22 protein-coding genes, 1 pseudogene and 1 other annotated feature are annotated in these 16,237 nt (G+C 64.7%); of the genes and pseudogenes, 17 read left to right on the top strand and 6 right to left on the bottom strand.

Annotated features, from left to right (window positions below; all coding sequences use genetic code 11):
- Positions 1–351: 351 nt before the first annotated feature.
- Entirely contained in the window at positions 352–717 is a 366-nt protein-coding gene (locus tag ACR2MZ_RS03530; RefSeq protein ID WP_434003685.1) for an MTH938/NDUFAF3 family protein, read from the bottom strand.
- 36 nt (positions 718–753) lie between these two features.
- On the opposite strand from ACR2MZ_RS03530, the gene ACR2MZ_RS03525 reads away from it, so the two are divergent.
- The 6 genes and pseudogenes from ACR2MZ_RS03525 (at position 754) to ACR2MZ_RS03500 (ending at position 4,483) form a co-directional block, all read left to right on the top strand.
- Positions 754–1,299 (top strand): RusA family crossover junction endodeoxyribonuclease, encoded by a 546-nt coding sequence (locus tag ACR2MZ_RS03525; RefSeq protein WP_434003684.1) that lies wholly within the window; start codon positions 754–756, stop codon positions 1,297–1,299.
- Entirely contained in the window at positions 1,296–1,427 is a 132-nt protein-coding gene (locus ACR2MZ_RS03520; RefSeq protein WP_434003683.1) for a hypothetical protein, read from the top strand. Before ACR2MZ_RS03525 ends, ACR2MZ_RS03520 begins: the two co-directional genes overlap by 4 nt.
- Before the next feature lie 136 nt (positions 1,428–1,563).
- Complete coding sequence (locus ACR2MZ_RS03515) at positions 1,564–1,881, top strand: DUF4326 domain-containing protein (RefSeq protein ID WP_434003689.1); 318 nt, start codon at positions 1,564–1,566, stop codon at positions 1,879–1,881.
- A 26-nt stretch (positions 1,882–1,907) separates the two neighbouring features.
- Positions 1,908–2,495: pseudogene (locus ACR2MZ_RS03510) on the top strand (DNA cytosine methyltransferase).
- Between the two features lie 51 nt (positions 2,496–2,546).
- Positions 2,547–3,209, top strand: a complete 663-nt coding sequence (locus ACR2MZ_RS03505) for a hypothetical protein (protein WP_434003682.1) — start codon at positions 2,547–2,549, stop codon at positions 3,207–3,209.
- Between the two features lie 371 nt (positions 3,210–3,580).
- A complete protein-coding gene (locus ACR2MZ_RS03500) occupies positions 3,581–4,483 on the top strand; it encodes a hypothetical protein (protein WP_434003681.1) in 903 nt (300 codons plus the stop codon).
- Positions 4,484–4,538: 55 nt separating this feature from the next.
- Here ACR2MZ_RS03500 and ACR2MZ_RS03495 read toward each other — a convergent pair whose 3' ends face one another.
- Positions 4,539–5,474, bottom strand: a complete 936-nt coding sequence (locus tag ACR2MZ_RS03495) for a hypothetical protein (protein WP_434003680.1) — start codon at positions 5,472–5,474, stop codon at positions 4,539–4,541.
- Positions 5,475–5,567: 93 nt separating this feature from the next.
- Between ACR2MZ_RS03495 and ACR2MZ_RS03490 the strand changes: the two genes are divergently transcribed.
- Positions 5,568–6,790, top strand: a protein-coding gene (locus ACR2MZ_RS03490; protein WP_434003679.1) for an IS3 family transposase whose coding sequence is annotated in 2 segments (ribosomal slippage) — positions 5,568–5,862 and positions 5,862–6,790 — 1,224 coding nt in all. Because the reading frame shifts where the segments join, the coding sequence is not laid out codon by codon here.
- Positions 5,864–5,977, top strand: a sequence feature (AL1L pseudoknot). (Overlaps the previous gene by 114 nt.)
- Positions 6,791–7,275: 485 nt before the next feature.
- Here the strand turns inward: ACR2MZ_RS03490 and ACR2MZ_RS03485 are convergent.
- Both ACR2MZ_RS03485 and ACR2MZ_RS03480 read right to left on the bottom strand, forming a co-directional pair.
- A complete protein-coding gene (locus ACR2MZ_RS03485) occupies positions 7,276–7,623 on the bottom strand; it encodes a type II toxin-antitoxin system VapC family toxin (protein WP_434003678.1) in 348 nt (115 codons plus the stop codon).
- Positions 7,616–7,843 (bottom strand): ribbon-helix-helix domain-containing protein, encoded by a 228-nt coding sequence (locus ACR2MZ_RS03480; RefSeq protein WP_434003677.1) that lies wholly within the window; start codon positions 7,841–7,843, stop codon positions 7,616–7,618. Before ACR2MZ_RS03480 ends, ACR2MZ_RS03485 begins: the two co-directional genes overlap by 8 nt.
- 72 nt (positions 7,844–7,915) lie before the next feature.
- Between ACR2MZ_RS03480 and ACR2MZ_RS03475 the strand changes: the two genes are divergently transcribed.
- Positions 7,916–8,290, top strand: a complete 375-nt coding sequence (locus tag ACR2MZ_RS03475) for a hypothetical protein (RefSeq protein WP_434003676.1) — start codon at positions 7,916–7,918, stop codon at positions 8,288–8,290.
- Positions 8,291–8,464: 174 nt separating this feature from the next.
- On the opposite strand, the gene ACR2MZ_RS03470 is transcribed toward ACR2MZ_RS03475, so the two are convergent.
- Both ACR2MZ_RS03470 and ACR2MZ_RS03465 read right to left on the bottom strand, forming a co-directional pair.
- On the bottom strand, positions 8,465–8,857 hold the full coding sequence (locus tag ACR2MZ_RS03470) for a type II toxin-antitoxin system VapC family toxin (protein WP_434003675.1): 393 nt from the start codon (positions 8,855–8,857) through the stop codon (positions 8,465–8,467).
- Entirely contained in the window at positions 8,854–9,075 is a 222-nt protein-coding gene (locus ACR2MZ_RS03465) for an AbrB/MazE/SpoVT family DNA-binding domain-containing protein (RefSeq protein WP_434003674.1), read from the bottom strand. The genes ACR2MZ_RS03470 and ACR2MZ_RS03465 overlap by 4 nt, the downstream gene beginning before the upstream one ends.
- Positions 9,076–9,223: 148 nt before the next feature.
- Here ACR2MZ_RS03465 and ACR2MZ_RS03460 point away from each other — a divergent pair, with 148 nt between their 5' ends.
- The 9 genes from ACR2MZ_RS03460 to ACR2MZ_RS03420 all read left to right on the top strand — a co-directional run bounded on the left by ACR2MZ_RS03460 (position 9,224) and on the right by ACR2MZ_RS03420 (position 16,187).
- Complete coding sequence (locus tag ACR2MZ_RS03460; RefSeq protein WP_434003673.1) at positions 9,224–9,787, top strand: metal-dependent hydrolase; 564 nt, start codon at positions 9,224–9,226, stop codon at positions 9,785–9,787.
- Positions 9,788–9,892: 105 nt separating this feature from the next.
- Positions 9,893–10,339, top strand: a complete 447-nt coding sequence (locus ACR2MZ_RS03455; RefSeq protein ID WP_434003672.1) for a hypothetical protein — start codon at positions 9,893–9,895, stop codon at positions 10,337–10,339.
- Positions 10,336–12,132: an FtsK/SpoIIIE domain-containing protein gene (locus ACR2MZ_RS03450; protein WP_434003671.1), complete on the top strand. Its 1,797-nt coding sequence runs from the start codon at positions 10,336–10,338 to the stop codon at positions 12,130–12,132. Before ACR2MZ_RS03455 ends, ACR2MZ_RS03450 begins: the two co-directional genes overlap by 4 nt.
- Positions 12,129–12,434 carry a hypothetical protein gene (locus ACR2MZ_RS03445; protein ID WP_434003670.1) on the top strand — a complete coding sequence of 102 codons (306 nt, stop codon included), beginning with the start codon at positions 12,129–12,131 and terminating at the stop codon, positions 12,432–12,434. The genes ACR2MZ_RS03450 and ACR2MZ_RS03445 overlap by 4 nt, the downstream gene beginning before the upstream one ends.
- Complete coding sequence (locus ACR2MZ_RS03440; RefSeq protein ID WP_434003669.1) at positions 12,434–12,949, top strand: hypothetical protein; 516 nt, start codon at positions 12,434–12,436, stop codon at positions 12,947–12,949. Before ACR2MZ_RS03445 ends, ACR2MZ_RS03440 begins: the two co-directional genes overlap by 1 nt.
- Before the next feature lie 9 nt (positions 12,950–12,958).
- Positions 12,959–14,914 carry an ATP-binding protein gene (locus tag ACR2MZ_RS03435; RefSeq protein WP_434003668.1) on the top strand — a complete coding sequence of 652 codons (1,956 nt, stop codon included), beginning with the start codon at positions 12,959–12,961 and terminating at the stop codon, positions 14,912–14,914.
- A 4-nt stretch (positions 14,915–14,918) separates the two neighbouring features.
- The gene (locus tag ACR2MZ_RS03430) at positions 14,919–15,167 is read left to right on the top strand and encodes a type II toxin-antitoxin system Phd/YefM family antitoxin (RefSeq protein ID WP_434003667.1); all 249 of its coding nucleotides are present in this window, start codon (positions 14,919–14,921) and stop codon (positions 15,165–15,167) included.
- Complete coding sequence (locus ACR2MZ_RS03425) at positions 15,164–15,418, top strand: Txe/YoeB family addiction module toxin (protein WP_434003666.1); 255 nt, start codon at positions 15,164–15,166, stop codon at positions 15,416–15,418. Before ACR2MZ_RS03430 ends, ACR2MZ_RS03425 begins: the two co-directional genes overlap by 4 nt.
- 229 nt (positions 15,419–15,647) lie before the next feature.
- Complete coding sequence (locus ACR2MZ_RS03420) at positions 15,648–16,187, top strand: AfsR/SARP family transcriptional regulator (RefSeq protein ID WP_434003665.1); 540 nt, start codon at positions 15,648–15,650, stop codon at positions 16,185–16,187.
- Positions 16,188–16,237 lie beyond the last annotated feature (50 nt).

Raw genomic sequence — 16,237 nt, 5'->3', positions numbered from 1 at the left:
CTGCTGCGGAACCCAGCGTGTTGACGAAGTAGCTCAGCACGGCGGCGACCGTGGCGTCGGTCAGGCAGCTCGCCGTGGCCGGCCTGCTGCACGGCGATCAGATCAGCCGGCCTGCCGGCCTTGGCGTGGCTTTCTGGCCAGTTGCTATCGAAACCCTGAGCCGTCAGGCGACGGCCGGCGAGGCGGGTCCGGCAGGCGCAATCCTGCGCTGTCTCAGTTGCGGCTGGCGGTATTTGACTGGGCGACGGACGGGACGCGCGGGGGCAGTCAAGCAGGCGGCCGGGGAAAGCAGTGTTGGTCGCGCGCAACCCCCTCGGGGCTGCCGTCTACCCGCGACCGCTTACCGAAGCACTAGCAGGGTACGTGTAGGACCGCGTTCGTCTGCTCCGGGTCCTTTCCCAGTGCCCGTATCGCCTCTTTGGTCGGCAGGGCCTCCAGCTTCACACCTCGGCGCTCAGCCTCCTTGCGGACCTCCGCCATCACCGGGAGGCCCCCGTGCGCGCCGGTGCCCACGAGGAGCCGCCGACAATTCCAGGGGATGTTCTCAGCCAGTGAGAGCGGCGTATGGGCGTACGTGCCGCGGTAGGGCTTGGAAGCCTTCTTCTTGCGCTTGGCGACCTCACCGCGGTCGATCACGACGTCGTACTCGTAAACGACGCCGTCAATCTGGATCGATCCGAACTTGAAGCCGGTGAGCTGCACCGTTGAGGTCAGCATAGTGAGTAAGTCCTCACCCGATGAGGTTCACCGCGCATGGCTCCCACGTCGAAGTGGAGGGTGCGAACCAAGGACGCGCCAATTACTGCGAAGCGTGACCACCAGAGTGGGGTCATGCTCACCAAGTTGCGGTTGCAGGATCCGCCACCGCCGGCAGCCCTTGAGTTCGAGGTGCCGGGCGAACCGCAACCGCAGGGGAGCCATCAGGCGTACGCCAGCAATGGCCGGGCCTGGGTGACCAGTGACAACCCGCGCTTGCGGCCATGGCGTAATGCCGTCTGCTGGCACGCCCGAGAGGCGCTGGGGGAGCGTCCCCCTATGAGAGGGCCGGTTCGCGTCGAGCTCTGGTTCTCGTTCGCGCGACCTCGTGGGCACTTCGGCCGACGTGGACTGCTGCCCTCGGCGCCAGCCGGACACGTGGTGCGTCCCGATTGCGACAAGCTGGCTAGAGGCGCGGTCGACGCTCTCGGTGAGGCGGGCGTTTGGCGCGACGACAGCCAGGTGGTCGAGCTGGTGGCGAGCAAGGCGTACGCCGAGCGGTCGGGCCTCCGGGTCCGGGTAACTGAGGTGGTCGCCCCATGAGGGCGCGCGACCTGATGAACCTGGAGGTTCTACACGCCTACTTGGTCACGGAATACGGAACCTACAGCGGTCCGGATGCGCTCGCCGCCTCCATCCCCTCCGTTGTAGCCCGCCAGCAGCACCTGTAGCGGGTATACGAGGCGGCAAAGCTGGTTGGCGAGCCGGAGTCCTTCGATCGCTACCCTTGGTGCCGTGACCACCGCGATCATGAAAGTAATTGCCCTTGGCCCGACCTACGGGCCGCTCTCAAGGACGCTTCTGCCGATGTCTGAGCGCGTGCAACTTCGTCGTGCGCGCGGCTGGCGCAAACCGGAGCACACGATCATCGTCAGCCGGCCCTCCCGATGGGGCAATCCGTATCCGGTCAGGGTGTATGGCAGAAACCAGGCGTTGAGGCTCTATGCCGAACATCTGCGCCAGCACCCGCATGTATGCAGTGCCATCCGCGAGGAGTTGGCCGGCCGAAATCTCGCTTGCTGGTGTCGGCTCGATGAGCCCTGCCACGCGGACCTACTGCTGTGCGTGGCACGGGGTATCCCACTCGACGCGTTATTGGACAAACCCGGTGAGGACGAGGTGTGAATGGCTTGGCTCTTTCTGCCACCGCAATGCCTGGACAGCGCATCCTCAGCCTCTGCGCCGGAGTCGGAGGGCTCGAACTCGGACTCAAGCTCGCCATCCCAGGAGCCCGCACCGTTTGTTACGTTGAGCGGGACAGCTACGCAGCGGCCACTCTCGTGGCGCGGATGGAGAACCAGGCCCTGGATCCGGCGGCTAACTGGGATGACATTGCCTCCTTCGACGGCCGCCCGTGGCGTGGCCGAGTGGATCTCGTCACTGCCGGTTTCCCCTGCACCCCAGCCTCATGAGCCGGAAAGCGGCGAGGAACCGCCGACGAGCGATGGCTTTGGAAAGACATCGTCTTCATTCTCGGTGAGGTCCGCCCACAGCTCACCTTCTTCGAGAACGTGCCTGGATTGCTCACGGTCATTGGTTCCAGGGACGGTGGCGTATCTGGACTCTGCGAGGATATGGAGGAGACCCCAGACCTCGCTGCTGGAGGGGCCATCGCCGAGGTTCTCCGCTCACCACGCCATATCGGTCCGTCCCTTCGGCGTTATCGCGGCTCTCGGTTCATACCAGCTTTCAGTTGGGCGATTGAAGCACGGCATGATCTCGGCACACACAATGATTAGGTACCGGCGAGCCCCAGCTCTGGCTGAGGAGCGTCTATGGAGGCTGCACCAATGACCTGGAAGCCATTTCCGGTGGCGTCGCGACACAGAACGTCAGGAGGCGAGTTCGCTCGATTGGTGACCACCGGTGTGAGCGCTGGCATCATCAGCTCAATCTCGACTGCGACACTCATCGTCATGGGTTCGCTCTACGTCGCGATCATCAAAACCAACCACGGAGCGGTGATCGGAGATCCGTCTCTGCAGGTAGAGGTTGTGCCCGACTCATGGTTTGGAAGGATGCCTCTCACATCGGATGGCTCCGCCCTGTGGCCTGCGGAAGAGAGGCTTGCCAATCAAAAGGGTTATCACCCCTGCAAGAGGGATACCATTCACGAGGCTCGATATCTCTTTCAAGGTTACGCCTGCACCGTTGCAAATAGGACTGACTACAACGGTGAGCAGAGCGTCGTCTTTTTCTACGACGGTCGCTGGATGGGCCCCGACGCCACTCTGCCTAGTCGCCATGTCGAGGTCGTCGACCGGTCTGGGAATGTGATCACGGTGCAATACGAGTTGCATCATTTAGTTCCGGGCCAGCAGCCTGGTACGACGCTAGCTGAAACTACTGGAGGGACTGCCATTGTGCACTATCGGCTGGCGGACGATGATAGTGTGGCGATTGCGCAAGATCCGATTCCTTCCCGAGTTACCGCGTTGGGGGTCGGTCGATGACACTGTATTGGGCTCCCAGCGTCTTCAACTGACCGCCAATGGCGCGAGGCCGTGCCGCTCCGACAGCAAGGAGTTCACAACCTGCAGGCCAGCCATGTTTACGGCCGGCTGGAAGTAGTTCGACCTCGGCGTCGGCGCCGCCAGCGAAAGGTTGGGCTCCGGCGAGGGATTAGAGAGGTATAGCGCTGGCTCGCTTCTAGGCCGCGATCTTGCAAGCGCAGCGGCGTTCCGGGTGAGCGACTCGTCAGTCAGCGTGGCATGGGGGGCAGTGCGGGCCGGTTTCTTCTGACTCGACCGGCTGAGCGTGGCGTACGCCGGTTGGCTTTGAGGGGAGCTGTAGAAGGCCCGGCATGCGATGCTGGTCAAGAAGCATGTCGTCCAATGTTGCGGTCAACCTCCATGGAGCCGGCCAGCTCGGCCTGACGTACGAGAACGTCGCGGGTCGGGGCCGTATCTATCCGCAGCTAGTGTTCACGATCCAGGCCCGATTGCATCCCACCGGGCGATCGCCTGAGCCCCATGAGATCGAAATCAGCCGCCTAGTTGTCGACGTCACTGCCGGTACTGAGGTGATCGGCCACGGAGAGGCGCGCCAGGTCGGGACGAGGATCTCGTCGAGCAACGACGGTAATGTACAGGTTGAGGTACCAGTCAGCCCTGGCGCGATCCGCTACGTGAACGAGATCAGCCGCGGCGCTGTCGTCCACTTGCGCCTGAGCTTCCAGGGCTTGGTCCGCTACAGGCGCTCAGCCGAGATTACGGTGCAGGGAGCGCTCTCGCAGCCTCCAGGGCAATGGGAGGAACTCAACGGAGGCATTCCTCCGATGGAGGTCGACGTTCCGCGCAGCACATGGGTTAAGGCCGTCCTTGAGCCCCTTGGCACCGAGCGCTACATTTGGATTGAGCTGCCCCTACCACCTCTGCCGGCGGGCCATAGGTGGGAAACGGTTCTAGAGCATCTGCAGCTGGCCGAGAGAAGGAACCAAGAGGGCTCGGATGCTGACGTCCTGATCCGTTGTTACGATGCCCTTGGAGCGCTGGCACCGACCGACCCGAAAGCGATTATCCCGGCCGACATCAATGCGGAGAAGAGGGCTGTGCTAGACAAAGCCCTCCTGGAGTTCCGAGACTTTCTCCAACGCGGCCGGCATCCGCAGAAGACGGGCGACGCTCGAGGTCGGTATGACACTGATCACCGGGATTCCGAATTCGCACTGGCCATGACGAAGGTGTGGCTGACTTACATCGCGCGGCTCGAGGCAGGGGCTCGGTAGCCGCGCGGCATTCACTCGGCAACCGAGAGTTCGCTTTTGGGGGCACCGGAGACTGTCACTGAAACGTACTTTCCGGATGTTCAGAGGAATACTGAACCGTCAGGGAAGTTGCCAGCATGACGGCGACGAGCGCTGACAGCGGCGCGAAGACACCGACGTAACCAACGGCATGAGCGGTGGTGTGGCGCGCGAAGTGCTCCGGAGGCGCTTCACCCGACGCGGGCCACCAGGCGGTCAACGCGCGGAATAGGGGTCGGAGGGTCAGGCTTTCCGCCGCGAGCTGTAGGGGTACGTCGTCGAAGTCCTCTGCCGCGCGCTGTTTAGCGTGGTCTCGCCCTTGTTTGCCGTGAAGCGCGCTTACGATGCTGTCGACGATGTTCCCGGCATGGGATTGTGCCGGCGAATGGAACCCGGCGCGCAGGGCGCCGATGGCGTTTCTGCACTCACGGGCCCATTCGGTGTCGTTGGCAACGAGCGCAGCTTCACAGTCGTCGAGTATGTCGATGGTTCGGTTGCGCAGGATCACGTGCCGCTCCTCGCGGCTGCTGGCACTGATGAGGGCGACGACGATCTCTGCACGCGGTATCCAGCTGAGTGGGAGACCCTCGTCCAGTGAAATGCGGGCCGCGGTGGCAAGCCCTTCTTGTACCCCTTGCAGGTTGACTGGGATCCAGCGGTCGAGGCGCCCGATCCACTTCGCAAGATCGAGCGTTGGCAGATCGAACCTGAAGCCTTCCGCTATTCGGGCAAACACCTCGGCCTGCTGCTTGAGCGACTCGGTGAAGCCCTTGACCTCGCCGTAAGCGTCGGTGAGCGTGGCGCTGGCCGCGAGCGCGTCGTAGAGGGCCGAGAAGTCGATCGTCTTCGCGAGTGACTCTGCCCACTCAGTCTGCGCGACAGCGGCTTCAGTGAGGGCGTCGGTGTTGATCAGCGCCTCATGTGTAGGGACGAGGCGGGCAAAGTCGACGGAGCGCGCGTAGTGCTTGGCCACGGTATCCTGGGCGGCCAACATCGCCGGACCGTTGAACGACTTGAACCGCGCTGGGATTGATGGAGGCTCCATTCCTTTGGGAGGATGGGGACAATGTCCAAGCCGAGCGTTCCCACACAACGTCGCTACCCGCCCGAGCTTCGTGAACGGGCAGTGCGCATGGTCAAGGAGGCGATCGCCGAATCCGGCGGCGAGCGCCACGGCGTAGTCACCCGGATCGCCATCCAGCTGGGCATCGGCAGCGAGTCGCTGCGCCACTGGGTGAAGCAGGCGGAGGTCGACGGCGGCCAGCGGCCCGGGGTCACATCCGAGGAGCGCCGGCGCATTGCCGAGTTAGAGCGAGAGGTCCGCGAGCTGCGGCGAGCCAACGAGATCCTCAAGAGCGCGTCAGCTTTTTTCGCGGCCGAGCTCGACGGCCGACGGCCGAGGTGACTCGCTACATCGACGGTCACAAAAGTAGGTACGGGGTCGAGCCGATTTGCAGGGTGCTGGAGATCGCCCCTTCCACCTACTACGCGGCAGCCAGCCGGCCGCCCTGTGCTCGTCAGGTCCGCGACGAAGCTCTGCAGCCGGAGGTGGCCCGGATCCACAAGGACAACTACGGCGTCTACGGCGCCCACAAGGTCTGGCGCCAGCTCCACCGGGAGGGCTACGAGGTCGGCCGCGACCGGGTGCGCCGGCTAATGCACAGACTTCAGCTGGCCGGTGTCCGGAGGGGCAAGGTGAAGCGGACGACGTTCCCGGGCGAGCTCAGCGAGCGGTCCCAGGACCTGGTCGAGCGCAGCTTCGTGGCCAGCGCGCCCAACCGGCTCTGGGTGGCCGACTTGACCTACGTCAGCGCCTGGACCGGCTTTGTCTACGGGGCCTTCATCGTTGACGCCTTCAGTCGCCGGATCGTGGGCTGGCGGATCGCCGCCTCGCTGCAGGCTGAGCTGGCGCTGGACGCCCTGGAGATGGCGATCTGGTCGCGACGCTCGGAGCAGTTGGAGGGCTTGGTCCACCACTCCGACCGCGGCGTCCAATACCTGGCCATCCGCTATACCGAGCGCCTGGCCGACGCCGGCGCGGTCCACTCCGTCGGCTCGCATGGCGACTCCTACGACAATGCCCTGGCGGAGACCGTGGTCGGCCTCTACAAGACCGAGCTCATCCGCCGCCGCGGACCTTGGCGCTCGCTTGAGCAGGTCGAGCTGGCGACGGCCGAGTGGGTCGACTGGTGGAACCAACGCCGGCTTCACGGCGCCGACGGCGACTTGCCGCCGGCCGAGTATGAGGAGCGCTACTATCGTCAGCGCGACACCAGAGACGTCGCGTGAATCCAAGCCGCCGAGTCTCCACAAAACTCAGCGCGGTTCAACTTGGCCTGTGCGACCGCGTTTTGTGCGGCGCGCAAAGCCGAGAAGTCGATGGCGGCAAGTTGCCGTTGGATATTCGAGAACGCTCGAAGGCCGCTGTACAGGTCGCTCGCTCGGGTCTCCCGGTGCGGTGGGAGATCGTCAGCGGCGGGAGCCGGCTCCTTTCCTAGCTCATCAGAAGAATCGCGATTCTCGGTCACGTCCAAGAGTTTGCATCCAAACGTGGGGTGGCGGCCAAAACTGGCTTAGTGGCACATCGCCATTCGACGCGAACTCACCGCCCACCCCTCTAGGTCCAAGCGCGGATATCGAGCTTCCCAAGTGAGGTCGGAACGAAGTCGTGAGAGGCCGGCGGAGCCCCCTCGGCAGAGGCTCAAGGGCCGTTCCCGAGGTCCGAGGCAACCCGCCGCCCTCTCTCGGAGTACCGCTCTAGGCTCGAGATCGGCTCAGACAGGCGTGATGATGCGGAGCTTGGGGACGCGATCATAGTGGTGCCTGTTGCGGGTCATAAGCGGGAGGCGGTGGGTGAGCGCGGTCGCCGCGACGAGTGCATCGGGCGTCGCGATGCCTGTATTACGTCGTGTCACCCCGGCCAACTCGGCAATCTCCAGGTCGATCGGCAGCTCACTCATCGGTGACAGAAAGCGGCGGAGTCGCTCCGGCTCGTCGTGGCCGGCGAATAGCTCGCAATGTGAGATCACCGAGATGGCTATGGATCCAACCTCTGCCGAGAGCCGACGGTCCCCACGCAGGTGATCGATGAGCACGTCGGTGTCCACCAGCAGATCAGCCATAGCCACGGTTCCAATCGCTGCGGTCGGGCACTTCCAGGTCCGGCATCGAGCCGAACGCCTCGTCGAGGACGGACTCGAGGTCTGGGGGAGGCTGAGCCGTGTGGGCGTCCACGGCTTCGCGCACGACCTCGGCGAGCGTCTTTCCTTCGCGCTTGGTCAGGGCGTCAAGCTTGCGGCGCTGCTCCTCGGTGAAGTAAACCTGCGTCCGAGTGGCCGCCATACAGCATTAGTATACAGCACGCTGCCCTCAGCTGACGATATCCTGAGGAGCACGAGAGTTCCGTATGAGCCGATGACGTTCAGCAGGGCGAGCAGCGAGATTCGCCGCCTCTTGGAGGCGAGGGACGAGCGCAATGCGCTGCGGGTGGTCTTCCAGTTGGTTGACGACATGCGTCGGGCGCTTGGCGACGGAAGAGAAGGTTTCCTAGAGCTTGGACCTATGCCGACCGGCGATCGTCGATTTGATGCTCTGTTGGCGGGGCTCGCCGAGCATGAGGCGCGCGAGGCTGGGCAGTCGCCGCCCAAGTGGGCGACCCGATTGTCGGTCGTCCTTGATCCTCCCTGGTATGTGAGCCCCTATCTGCGCGCTATGGCGGAAGTCGAGTCTCCGGAGCCGCTTCGCGCCCGAGGCATCCTCATAACAGCGGCCGATCTCACTCGGGTCTAGAGGAGGGTGCTGGTTGAGGAAGAGCTCTACGACTTTGTTCTTGCCAACGCGCCTGAGTACGTCGCCGACATGCGTACGGCTGACGCTGAAGTCGTCCAAGACGAAATAGGGCGTCCCCTGGTCGAGGTTCCCACCGACTCGACGCGTGAGAGCGGCAGGTTCAGCTCTCGCTGCTTAGGCCGTGTCGAGGCCTTCGTTTCTAGCTGCCTTAAGAACCTTGTGGTCAAACGAGGTGAGGGTTGACCTGGTGTGCTTCGCGGTCGCGAGGCAATAAGCGTCGGGAAGACTGACCGGGTGGCGCTGTCTCAGCCTGGCTGCCTCGACACCAATGGCCTCGTTGGGAAGTTGCACCTCGACGCCGAGCGCGGCGATCGCCTCCCGAGCCGAGGCCAGGCGCGCCTGATCAGCCGCGGGAGCGATTAGCACCTCGCTGAGGTTGACCACGCTGATCGTCACCTCGTCCTGCCGCTGGCGCCACCCTGTCAGCAGCCGGCGCGCGCGGGCGTGGTGGGCGTCGCTGCTGTCCAACGCGCCGACGAGAACGTTGGCGTCCAGCAGTCGCCTCACCGTTGAGTGTCTTCGGCGTCGAGCTGATCGAGATAGCCGGGCGGGTAGGTGCCGGTTAGTGCGCCGAAGGCATCGTCGAAGGTCAGTGCCGCACGGTGGACTCGAAGCTCACCATTGCCGGCCGGCTCGACGCTCACAGCCTCGCCGGCGCGAAGCCCGGCCTCTTCAAGCGCCGCGACCGGAATCGTGATCTGGTTCTTGGTGGAGATCTTCGGCACGCCTTTACTTTACCAGTAAAGGCATATCGCTCCAGGGCTCTACGGCGGCCGCTGCGCCGTGGCCCGGCTTCCTCGCTGGGGCGTTTCGACCGTAACCCGTATCTCTGGGAGGCGTGGAACAGTCCCTCTTGCCGGCGGGGTGCCGCGGTTGACGGGAAAGACTCACGCCCTGATCGGCGCGGCGGTGGCGGCCCCAATCGCTCTCTCCTTGGGCACCGCTACGCCGCCGCCCCCAGTAGGACTGGCACAGCTTGGGGTGTCGTCGAACCTGCTGGCGGAGGCCGGTTTGGGCGCGCTGGGGGTGTTCGTCGCCCTGCTCCCCGACTGCGACCATCCCGGCTCGATGCTCGGTCGCCAGTTCCATGTGCCGCTGGAGCATCGAGGCCCCGTGCACTCCTTCTTCGCGACCGCCATCTGGACCGGGCTTTCCGGCTTGGCGGCCTGGAAGTGGGTGCCCTGGCTCTTGCTTCCGATCGTGACGGTGACCGCCCTTGCCTACCTATCTCATCTGGCTGCCGACCTGACCAACCCGAGTCCGATGGCGCTGCTCTGGCCGATCGTGCGCGACAAGGTACGCCCAGGCTGGCTACCAGCGCTGCGTGAGCACAGCCTCGGCGGGGCCTCGCTGGAAGCTCTGGTGACGGTGACCATCGTCGGCATCTTTGGGTACAAACTGGCGACCGCCTTTCACCACACCGGTGTTGTATGCTGAATGTGCTCTTTTCGCGGTTCCTAAGCGCTGCTGGGTCGCGACTCGTGAGGTCGTATCCGGAGCGACTTTGCGGGTCTGCTGCCTATTCCGGCTGCGGAGATACAGATGGAACCGATCGACGCCGAGCAAGGCCCGATCAGTCTCTTTCACGTGCTCAGTGAGCGCGACTTGCCGCCCGAGGCGCTTGCCGTACCGCTGCCGGCGGCCTGGCGAGGTGTCCCGGTGATTGTGCGCGCGGTCTTGGAGCGTACGGCTGTCGTCTTTCCGGCTGCCACTGGCGGGAATCCTGAGGAGCGTTCCCTGGTCCAGCTGGACCAACTGATGGTGGCCGCTGAGCGGCTGCGCTGGCGAAAGGTGCCCGCCTACTCGCGGAATTGGGGAGAGGGCCGGTATCCAGGCCTTCACCGACCGCGCCAGTGCATTCGATGTCGTCATGGCGAGCTAGATGTGGAGTTCCCGCCCGCGAGGTCGTCGTTCTGCCGTGGCTGCCGGCGCCAGCTGTCGCGGGAATGGCGGGCGCGTCGAAAGACAACAGGAGCGGCGGCTGCGTGAAGAAGGACGCCAAGAGCAACCAGTCGACCGGCGCTGAGGGCTCCGGCAGCGATCCGGACAAAGAAGCATGGGAGGCTCTAACCGGTATTTTGCTCCTGGTCGGCGGCGGCTACCTATGGTGGCGCGCTGGGCATCCGATCCCCTTCCTCAGCCACAATCCGTTGCGCGCTCTCGCATTTCCGCGCTGGCTCTCACTGGCGGCGGGCGCTGGAGCGGCCGCTGCCGTGGCCGGGGCAGTCTGGTGGGCCTGGCGCTGGTGGCAGCGACGGCCAGCGCGGAAGGTTCTGAAGGCGTTTACTGAGCTTGGCTTGGAGAGCCGGTCGGGGGTCAAGCCGAAGCTAAAGAAATTCTCGCGCGAGGGTAGCCATACCATCCGCATGGGCTTCCGGCTGCCGGTCGTCGCCTCCAGCATGGGCTTGAAGCGGCTGCAGGCGAACCTGGAAGAGCACCTCGACGCCTCAGTTCGGGCCAGCTTCAACCAGGGCCTGGTCTGGATTCACCTCGGCACCCACGCCATGCCCAACCGGATCGACCTCGCCAGCTTCCGCCAGAAGACCAGGCCCGAGGGCGAGCTGCCGGTGGGCATTGGGATCACACGGGAGGGAAGCCGATATGCCGACCTGACCAAGATGCCGCACCTCCTGGTCGGTGGCACGACAGGCGGCGGTAAAAGTGTGTTCCTTCGCCAGGCGCTGACCGAGCTGGTGCGGGAGCGGCCGCCCACGCAGCTGCGCCTCGTGCTCGCCGATCTGAAGGGCGGCATGGAGTTCACGCTCTTCAGCCGCGTGCCCCACCTGCTGTGCCCGGTAGTGAACGACGTCCAGGGCTTCGCCGAGGCGATGACGGTCGTCACCGAGGAGTTGGACCGGAGGATGGGGCTGCTTCGAGAGGCGGGCGTGGAGAGTCTCAAGGCCTGGAACCTCGCCTATCCCGAGCGCCGGATGCCCTATGTGGTGGTGGTCGTCGACGAACTCGGCGAGATCACGATCAAGAGTTCCGAGCGCGAGGACCAAATAGCCCGCCAACTCAATGTCAACTTGCTCTCGCGAGTTGCCAGGCTGGGGCGGGCACCGGGCGTCCATATGATCCTTTGCACACAGCGGCCGGATGCCGAGGTCGTGCCCGGCCAGATCAAGGCCAACCTGAACGCGATCCTTGCCTTCCGAGCCCAGGACCCCATCCAGTCCCAGATCTTGCTCGGCCAGGGGGATATTGCAGCGGCGCTGTTGCCCGCCGAGGCTCCAGGTCGCGCGATCTGGAAGTGGATCGACGACGCGACAACGGTCCAGACCCCGCTGCTCGAAGTGTCGGAGGCGAAGCAGATGATCGACGCGGTAAGCGGAACCAGTGAGCCCCTGCCGCCGGCGGGTGCCACCGCCAGATCGGCGGAGCCGCGGGTGGCGGGCGTTAAGCGCCCCTCCGTACCTATTCCCGGCCACAGGCCAGAGCTGACAGTAGTGCCCACGAGTCGCCCACCAGCGTCGGCGCCTAATGCGGCAGCGGACACGACCTCAGCTGCGGCAGGGGAGGTCAAACGGTCGCCTGGCGTCGATCTGCGGCGGCTCAAGTTGGGCGGCAAGTATGAATTTCACCTGCGTAACGGACGCGTGGTCCAAGGCACTGTGCGCTCAATCGATTTCGCGCCGGGCCGCGGTGGAGCCAATGCCGACGGCGAGCATCCGCTGTGGGTGAGCGGAAACGGACAGGACCACTGGTTGTCGCCCCGCGATCTGGCTCAGGCCAAGCGAGCTGCCACCACAACGACAGCCGAAACCCTTACGGAGGAGACATGAACGACACAAACAAGGCCTGGGCCGATTTCGGTGAGATCGCCCAGACGGTGGAGCGGGTGCTGGTTCGCGAAGAGGAAGCCTGCGCTGCCCAGGAGCGCGAGCTGGCAGCGCTCCGCAAGAAGCTGCGCCGGCGGCAGTCCAGACTGCGCGCTAAGCGACGCGGTTTGGAGCGCTTCGCAGAGGAATGGCGTCGGGCGGACGATGGCGCAGGCTCGGCAAGCGACGTTCAGGGCGAGAACAGCATGGAACCGGAGAAGCTCGGTGCGGAACCGGTAAGGGTAGCCGTGGGGACCGGTAGATGATGGAACAGCAGGTCTCAAACGAACCCGAAGACGCCGTTGTGCCGTTGAAAGACCCCGAGCGCCGGACCGGCCGTCCCTACGCGATCACTTCCGAGGTCGAGGAGCGCCTGATCCGGGCCTTAAGCGAAGGTCATCCGGTGACTGTCGCCTGCGGTGTGGCTGGCGTGGGTGTTTCCACTTATTTCGCTCATGCGCACCGCTTCCCGGAGTTCCGGCAACGAGTGACGCGCGCCCGTGCGAGAGGCATGGAGGAGCTGGGAAACACGGTCTACGAGGCAGTGAAGATGGAGGCCGCGACCGGCAACACCCACGGATTGGTCGCGTACTACAAGTTGCGCCTTTCGTCGTGGCAGGTGGACCAGGACGCGGAGGAGCGGGCACTTGCGGGTGCCAAAGAACCCGAAGATATCGGCGGTGACGGGAAGTTTTTGAGCCTGGTTGTGAAGACCATCAAGCGAGAATTGGAAACCGGGCCGGGCACGAAGCGCGCCAGCGCACATCGTCCGGGGGCCTAAGCGGCGGACGTGCTTCGAGTCCAGGAAGATGTCGCCTCGGGCATTGAGCCGAAGTGGCTCACCGAGGCCGGTTCGGAGCTGCTTGTGAAGCGGATCGCGGAGTCCCTGACCAACGTCGCCGAGAGTCGGCACATCCCGGTGCTGCCGACTTTGGAACAGGCTGAACTGCTCACCGCTACGGAGCCGGAGGCACTGCTAGCAGGCACAGCGCGCAGCGCCAAGACGATTGGGGTACTGATCTCTCTGGTGGCGGCTATGGATCGGCCGTGCTCGGCGGTGCTGGTGGTTCCCGCCCTTGCCACTTCCCCGGCTCCGACTCTGCTGCGAGCCTGGCTCCAGGGCACGGAGGCTCGCTGGGACCCCAAGATCGGCAGTACTGGAAGCTGGCGGTTCCCTTCCGGAGGAACGCTGGGGGTAAGTCACCGGCGGGCACTTCCGAGTGCGGGCTACCAGGTGATCGGGGTCGACGATCTGGTCGAATTCGGCGAGGACGAATATCGGCGGCTGCTGGCGCTGCTCACCCCTCATCCGGAACTCATACAAGCTCCGTTGATGCGAGCGGCCTCGTCCCCCGATGGCCCCGGACGGAACTGGGTGGCCCGTCACTTTGGGCTTGATGGGCGACCAGCGTCGGGTTCTGGCCGCCGCGTGGTGGTGGCGGGCTACAAGAGCAACCCACATGTGGACTCAGAGGGGGTGCGCCGTGCGTTGGCTGGATTGCCGGAGCCACGGCGTTCGCGGCTGCTCCTCGGCGACTGGACAGCCGGTGACCGGGAGGAGCAGGACGAGCCGTCGGAGGAGTCGGAAGACGACGGCATGTTCAACGGCGAGAAGGAGGAACCGGTGAGGCTGCGGGCGTTACTGGGCCATGCTGGTGAGCGCGAGGTCTGGTTCGACCCCTACCTGCCCAGGCGACCGCTCCCCAACTGCCATCTGCTGGCGACCGGGGAGACCGGCAGCGGAAAGACACAGACTGTGATGGCGGTGGCCGCAGAGCTGCGGGCCAAGGGAGTGGCACCGGTCATGCTCGACTTCTCCAAAGACGACTACTCCCAGGAGTGGGCGGCCGAGCAGGGACTTGAGGTGATCGATCCCTCGATCGGACGGCGACTGCCCTTCAACCCGCTGGCCGCAGTAGCGGATCCGGCGACCAGCTACGTCAACGGCCTACATCAGATCCACCGCGCCGTGGACATCGTGAAGCGGGTCTGGCGGCTCGGCGATCAGCAGGCATTCCGCTTTCGGGAGGCAGCTAAGGCAGCCTATCAGGAGGCGGGGCTACCGCTCGATCCCTACCGGCCCGAGAAGACGCTGATTTACCCCGGCCTACAAGAGGTGGTCGCTCGCCTCGACTCGGAGGACCCGACGCGGGGTCGGCTCTCGCCGCTCGTTGACCTGGACCCGTTCGACCAGACCACGGATGGGGGCGTCGCGTCCCTGCTCACGGATGGGGCGGTGATCCGCCTGACTGGGCTCCCGGGGGACGAGGCGAAGGCCTCGGTGGGAGAGTTCTTGCTGCTCGCGCTCTACCACGAGATGCGAGCACACGGCCACGTGCTTGGTCTGCGCTGGGTGCTCGGTCTCGACGAAGCGCATCGAGTTGCCTCCAGCCCCTTCTTGGAGCCGATACTCCGCGAGAGTCGCGCCTTCGGGCTTGGGGTAATGCTGGCGACTCAGTTCCCGCGCGATCTGAGCCTTGTTGTCAAGGGCTGCTGCGCCACTCAGCTGTATTTCGGCCAGACGCAGCTGGAGCAGATCGCGGAGATCCAGCGTGCCGTGCACGGGGAGACGCGAGGCCGGGAAGCAAGCCGCCTCGCTCAGGCGCTCAGAACCCTCACCCCCTGTCACGCCGTCGTTCACTCCCGCGCAAGCTGGGGCCTCGTGAAGGTGAAGCCGTACTTCGAGCGAGGCACGTCTCGATTGTCTGGCTCGACGGATACGGTGGTACAAGATCCGGTACTATAGCGGTATGGCTATCTCCGCAAGCGAAGCTCGTAAGCGCCTCTTCCCCCTGATTGAGCAGGTCAACAGCGACAGCAAACCAGTTGAGATCCTGTCTCGGCGCGGAAACGCTGTTCTGCTCTCTCGCGACGAGTTCGACGCCCTGGAAGAGACAGCCCATCTTCTGCGGTCCCCGGTGAACGCCGCGCGCCTCGTGGAGAGTCTTGTTCAAGCCAAGAGGGGCGAGCGTCAGGAGCACTCTCTTCCGCCCGGTTGAGGCTGGTCTTCACGCCGAACGGCTGGCAGGACTACATCTACTGGCAGGCTAACGATCGTTCAACCCTGAAGCGCATCAATCGGCTCCTGGCGGAGATCGTGCGGGACCCGACGGCCGGGATCGGCAAGCCAGAGCCGCTGCGTCACTTGCTTGCGGGCTGCTGGTCGCGTCGGATCAGCGATGAGCACCGCCTCGTCTACCTCCTCGACGGCGACGACGTTGTGATTCTTCAAGCGCGATACCACTACTGACGTAGACGCGCGAGCCATCCGGCGATAGGATCGAAGCTGGCGGAGCGGTTGGCGCGGTTCATCTTCGGGGGCGAGTCCGATGCATACAGCAGGCTCTCTTCAGGTTGATCTGTTGGGCGGCTTTCGCCTTGGAGCCGACCGGATGACCGTTGTGCCGACTTCGGTCCAACGCTTGGTCGCCTACCTTGCGGTCCGGTTGCGCCCGCACAGCCGTCCGGAGCTTGCAAACGTGCTTTGGCCATTCAGAAGTCGGGATCAGGCGGCCGCGAACCTTCGCAAGACGCTCTGGCAGGAGCGGTTAGGCAGCTGGGGCCTGGTGGAGTCGAACGCCTCTGCCGTCCGCCTGGTTTGCGAGGCGCGAGTCGACTTTCAGCTTGCCTTAAGCGCTGGGTACCGCCTGCTTACCGGCGGCCGTCCGGAGCCGAGCGACCAGGAACTGCTCGCAGATGATCTGCTGCCGACCTGGCCGGACTCTTGGGCGCGGTTCGAGAGCGCGCGCTGGCACGAGCTGCGCCTGGCGTCGCTCGAGATTCTGGGCGAGCGACTACTCGCTGACCACAACTACGGTGCGGCAGCCAGTGTGGCCTTGATGGTCGTAAGCGCCGAGCCTTGGCGTGAGCCCCCGCGGGCACTGTTGATGCGAACCCACCTCGCGAACGGCGATTATCCCGGCGCCGAGCGAGCGTTCGAGGAGTACCGACGCCAGCTCAAGGCCGCTTTTCGCGATCTAGCTCCCTCTGACCGATTGCATCGGCTACTGCAGGCTTGAGCTGTTGACGTTAGCCGACCGCGCGCAGCAACCGTGGGGCTCACCCGGCG

The sequence above is a fragment of the Candidatus Dormiibacter sp. genome (genome assembly GCF_050999135.1).
GTDB classification, from domain to species: Bacteria; Chloroflexota; Dormibacteria; order Dormibacterales; family Dormibacteraceae; genus Dormiibacter; species Dormiibacter spiritus.
Note: the sequence above shows the minus strand (reverse complement) of the source record. Positions and strands in the feature narration are given on the sequence as shown.

Excerpts from the sequence above, each read along its gene's own strand:
- ACR2MZ_RS03530 (WP_434003685.1), bottom strand. The coding sequence starts at position 717 with ATGCTGACCTCAACGGTGCAGCTCACCGGCTTCAAGTTCGGATCGATC.
- ACR2MZ_RS03525 (WP_434003684.1), top strand. The coding sequence starts at position 754 with ATGGCTCCCACGTCGAAGTGGAGGGTGCGAACCAAGGACGCGCCAATT.
- ACR2MZ_RS03520 (WP_434003683.1), top strand. The coding sequence starts at position 1,296 with ATGAGGGCGCGCGACCTGATGAACCTGGAGGTTCTACACGCCTACTTG.
- ACR2MZ_RS03515 (WP_434003689.1), top strand. The coding sequence starts at position 1,564 with ATGTCTGAGCGCGTGCAACTTCGTCGTGCGCGCGGCTGGCGCAAACCG.
- ACR2MZ_RS03505 (WP_434003682.1), top strand. The coding sequence starts at position 2,547 with ATGACCTGGAAGCCATTTCCGGTGGCGTCGCGACACAGAACGTCAGGA.
- ACR2MZ_RS03500 (WP_434003681.1), top strand. The coding sequence starts at position 3,581 with ATGTCGTCCAATGTTGCGGTCAACCTCCATGGAGCCGGCCAGCTCGGC.
- ACR2MZ_RS03485 (WP_434003678.1), bottom strand. The coding sequence starts at position 7,623 with ATGGCTGATCTGCTGGTGGACACCGACGTGCTCATCGATCACCTGCGT.
- ACR2MZ_RS03480 (WP_434003677.1), bottom strand. The coding sequence starts at position 7,843 with ATGGCGGCCACTCGGACGCAGGTTTACTTCACCGAGGAGCAGCGCCGC.
- ACR2MZ_RS03475 (WP_434003676.1), top strand. The coding sequence starts at position 7,916 with ATGACGTTCAGCAGGGCGAGCAGCGAGATTCGCCGCCTCTTGGAGGCG.
- ACR2MZ_RS03455 (WP_434003672.1), top strand. The coding sequence starts at position 9,893 with ATGGAACCGATCGACGCCGAGCAAGGCCCGATCAGTCTCTTTCACGTG.
- ACR2MZ_RS03445 (WP_434003670.1), top strand. The coding sequence starts at position 12,129 with ATGAACGACACAAACAAGGCCTGGGCCGATTTCGGTGAGATCGCCCAG.
- ACR2MZ_RS03440 (WP_434003669.1), top strand. The coding sequence starts at position 12,434 with ATGGAACAGCAGGTCTCAAACGAACCCGAAGACGCCGTTGTGCCGTTG.
- ACR2MZ_RS03430 (WP_434003667.1), top strand. The coding sequence starts at position 14,919 with ATGGCTATCTCCGCAAGCGAAGCTCGTAAGCGCCTCTTCCCCCTGATT.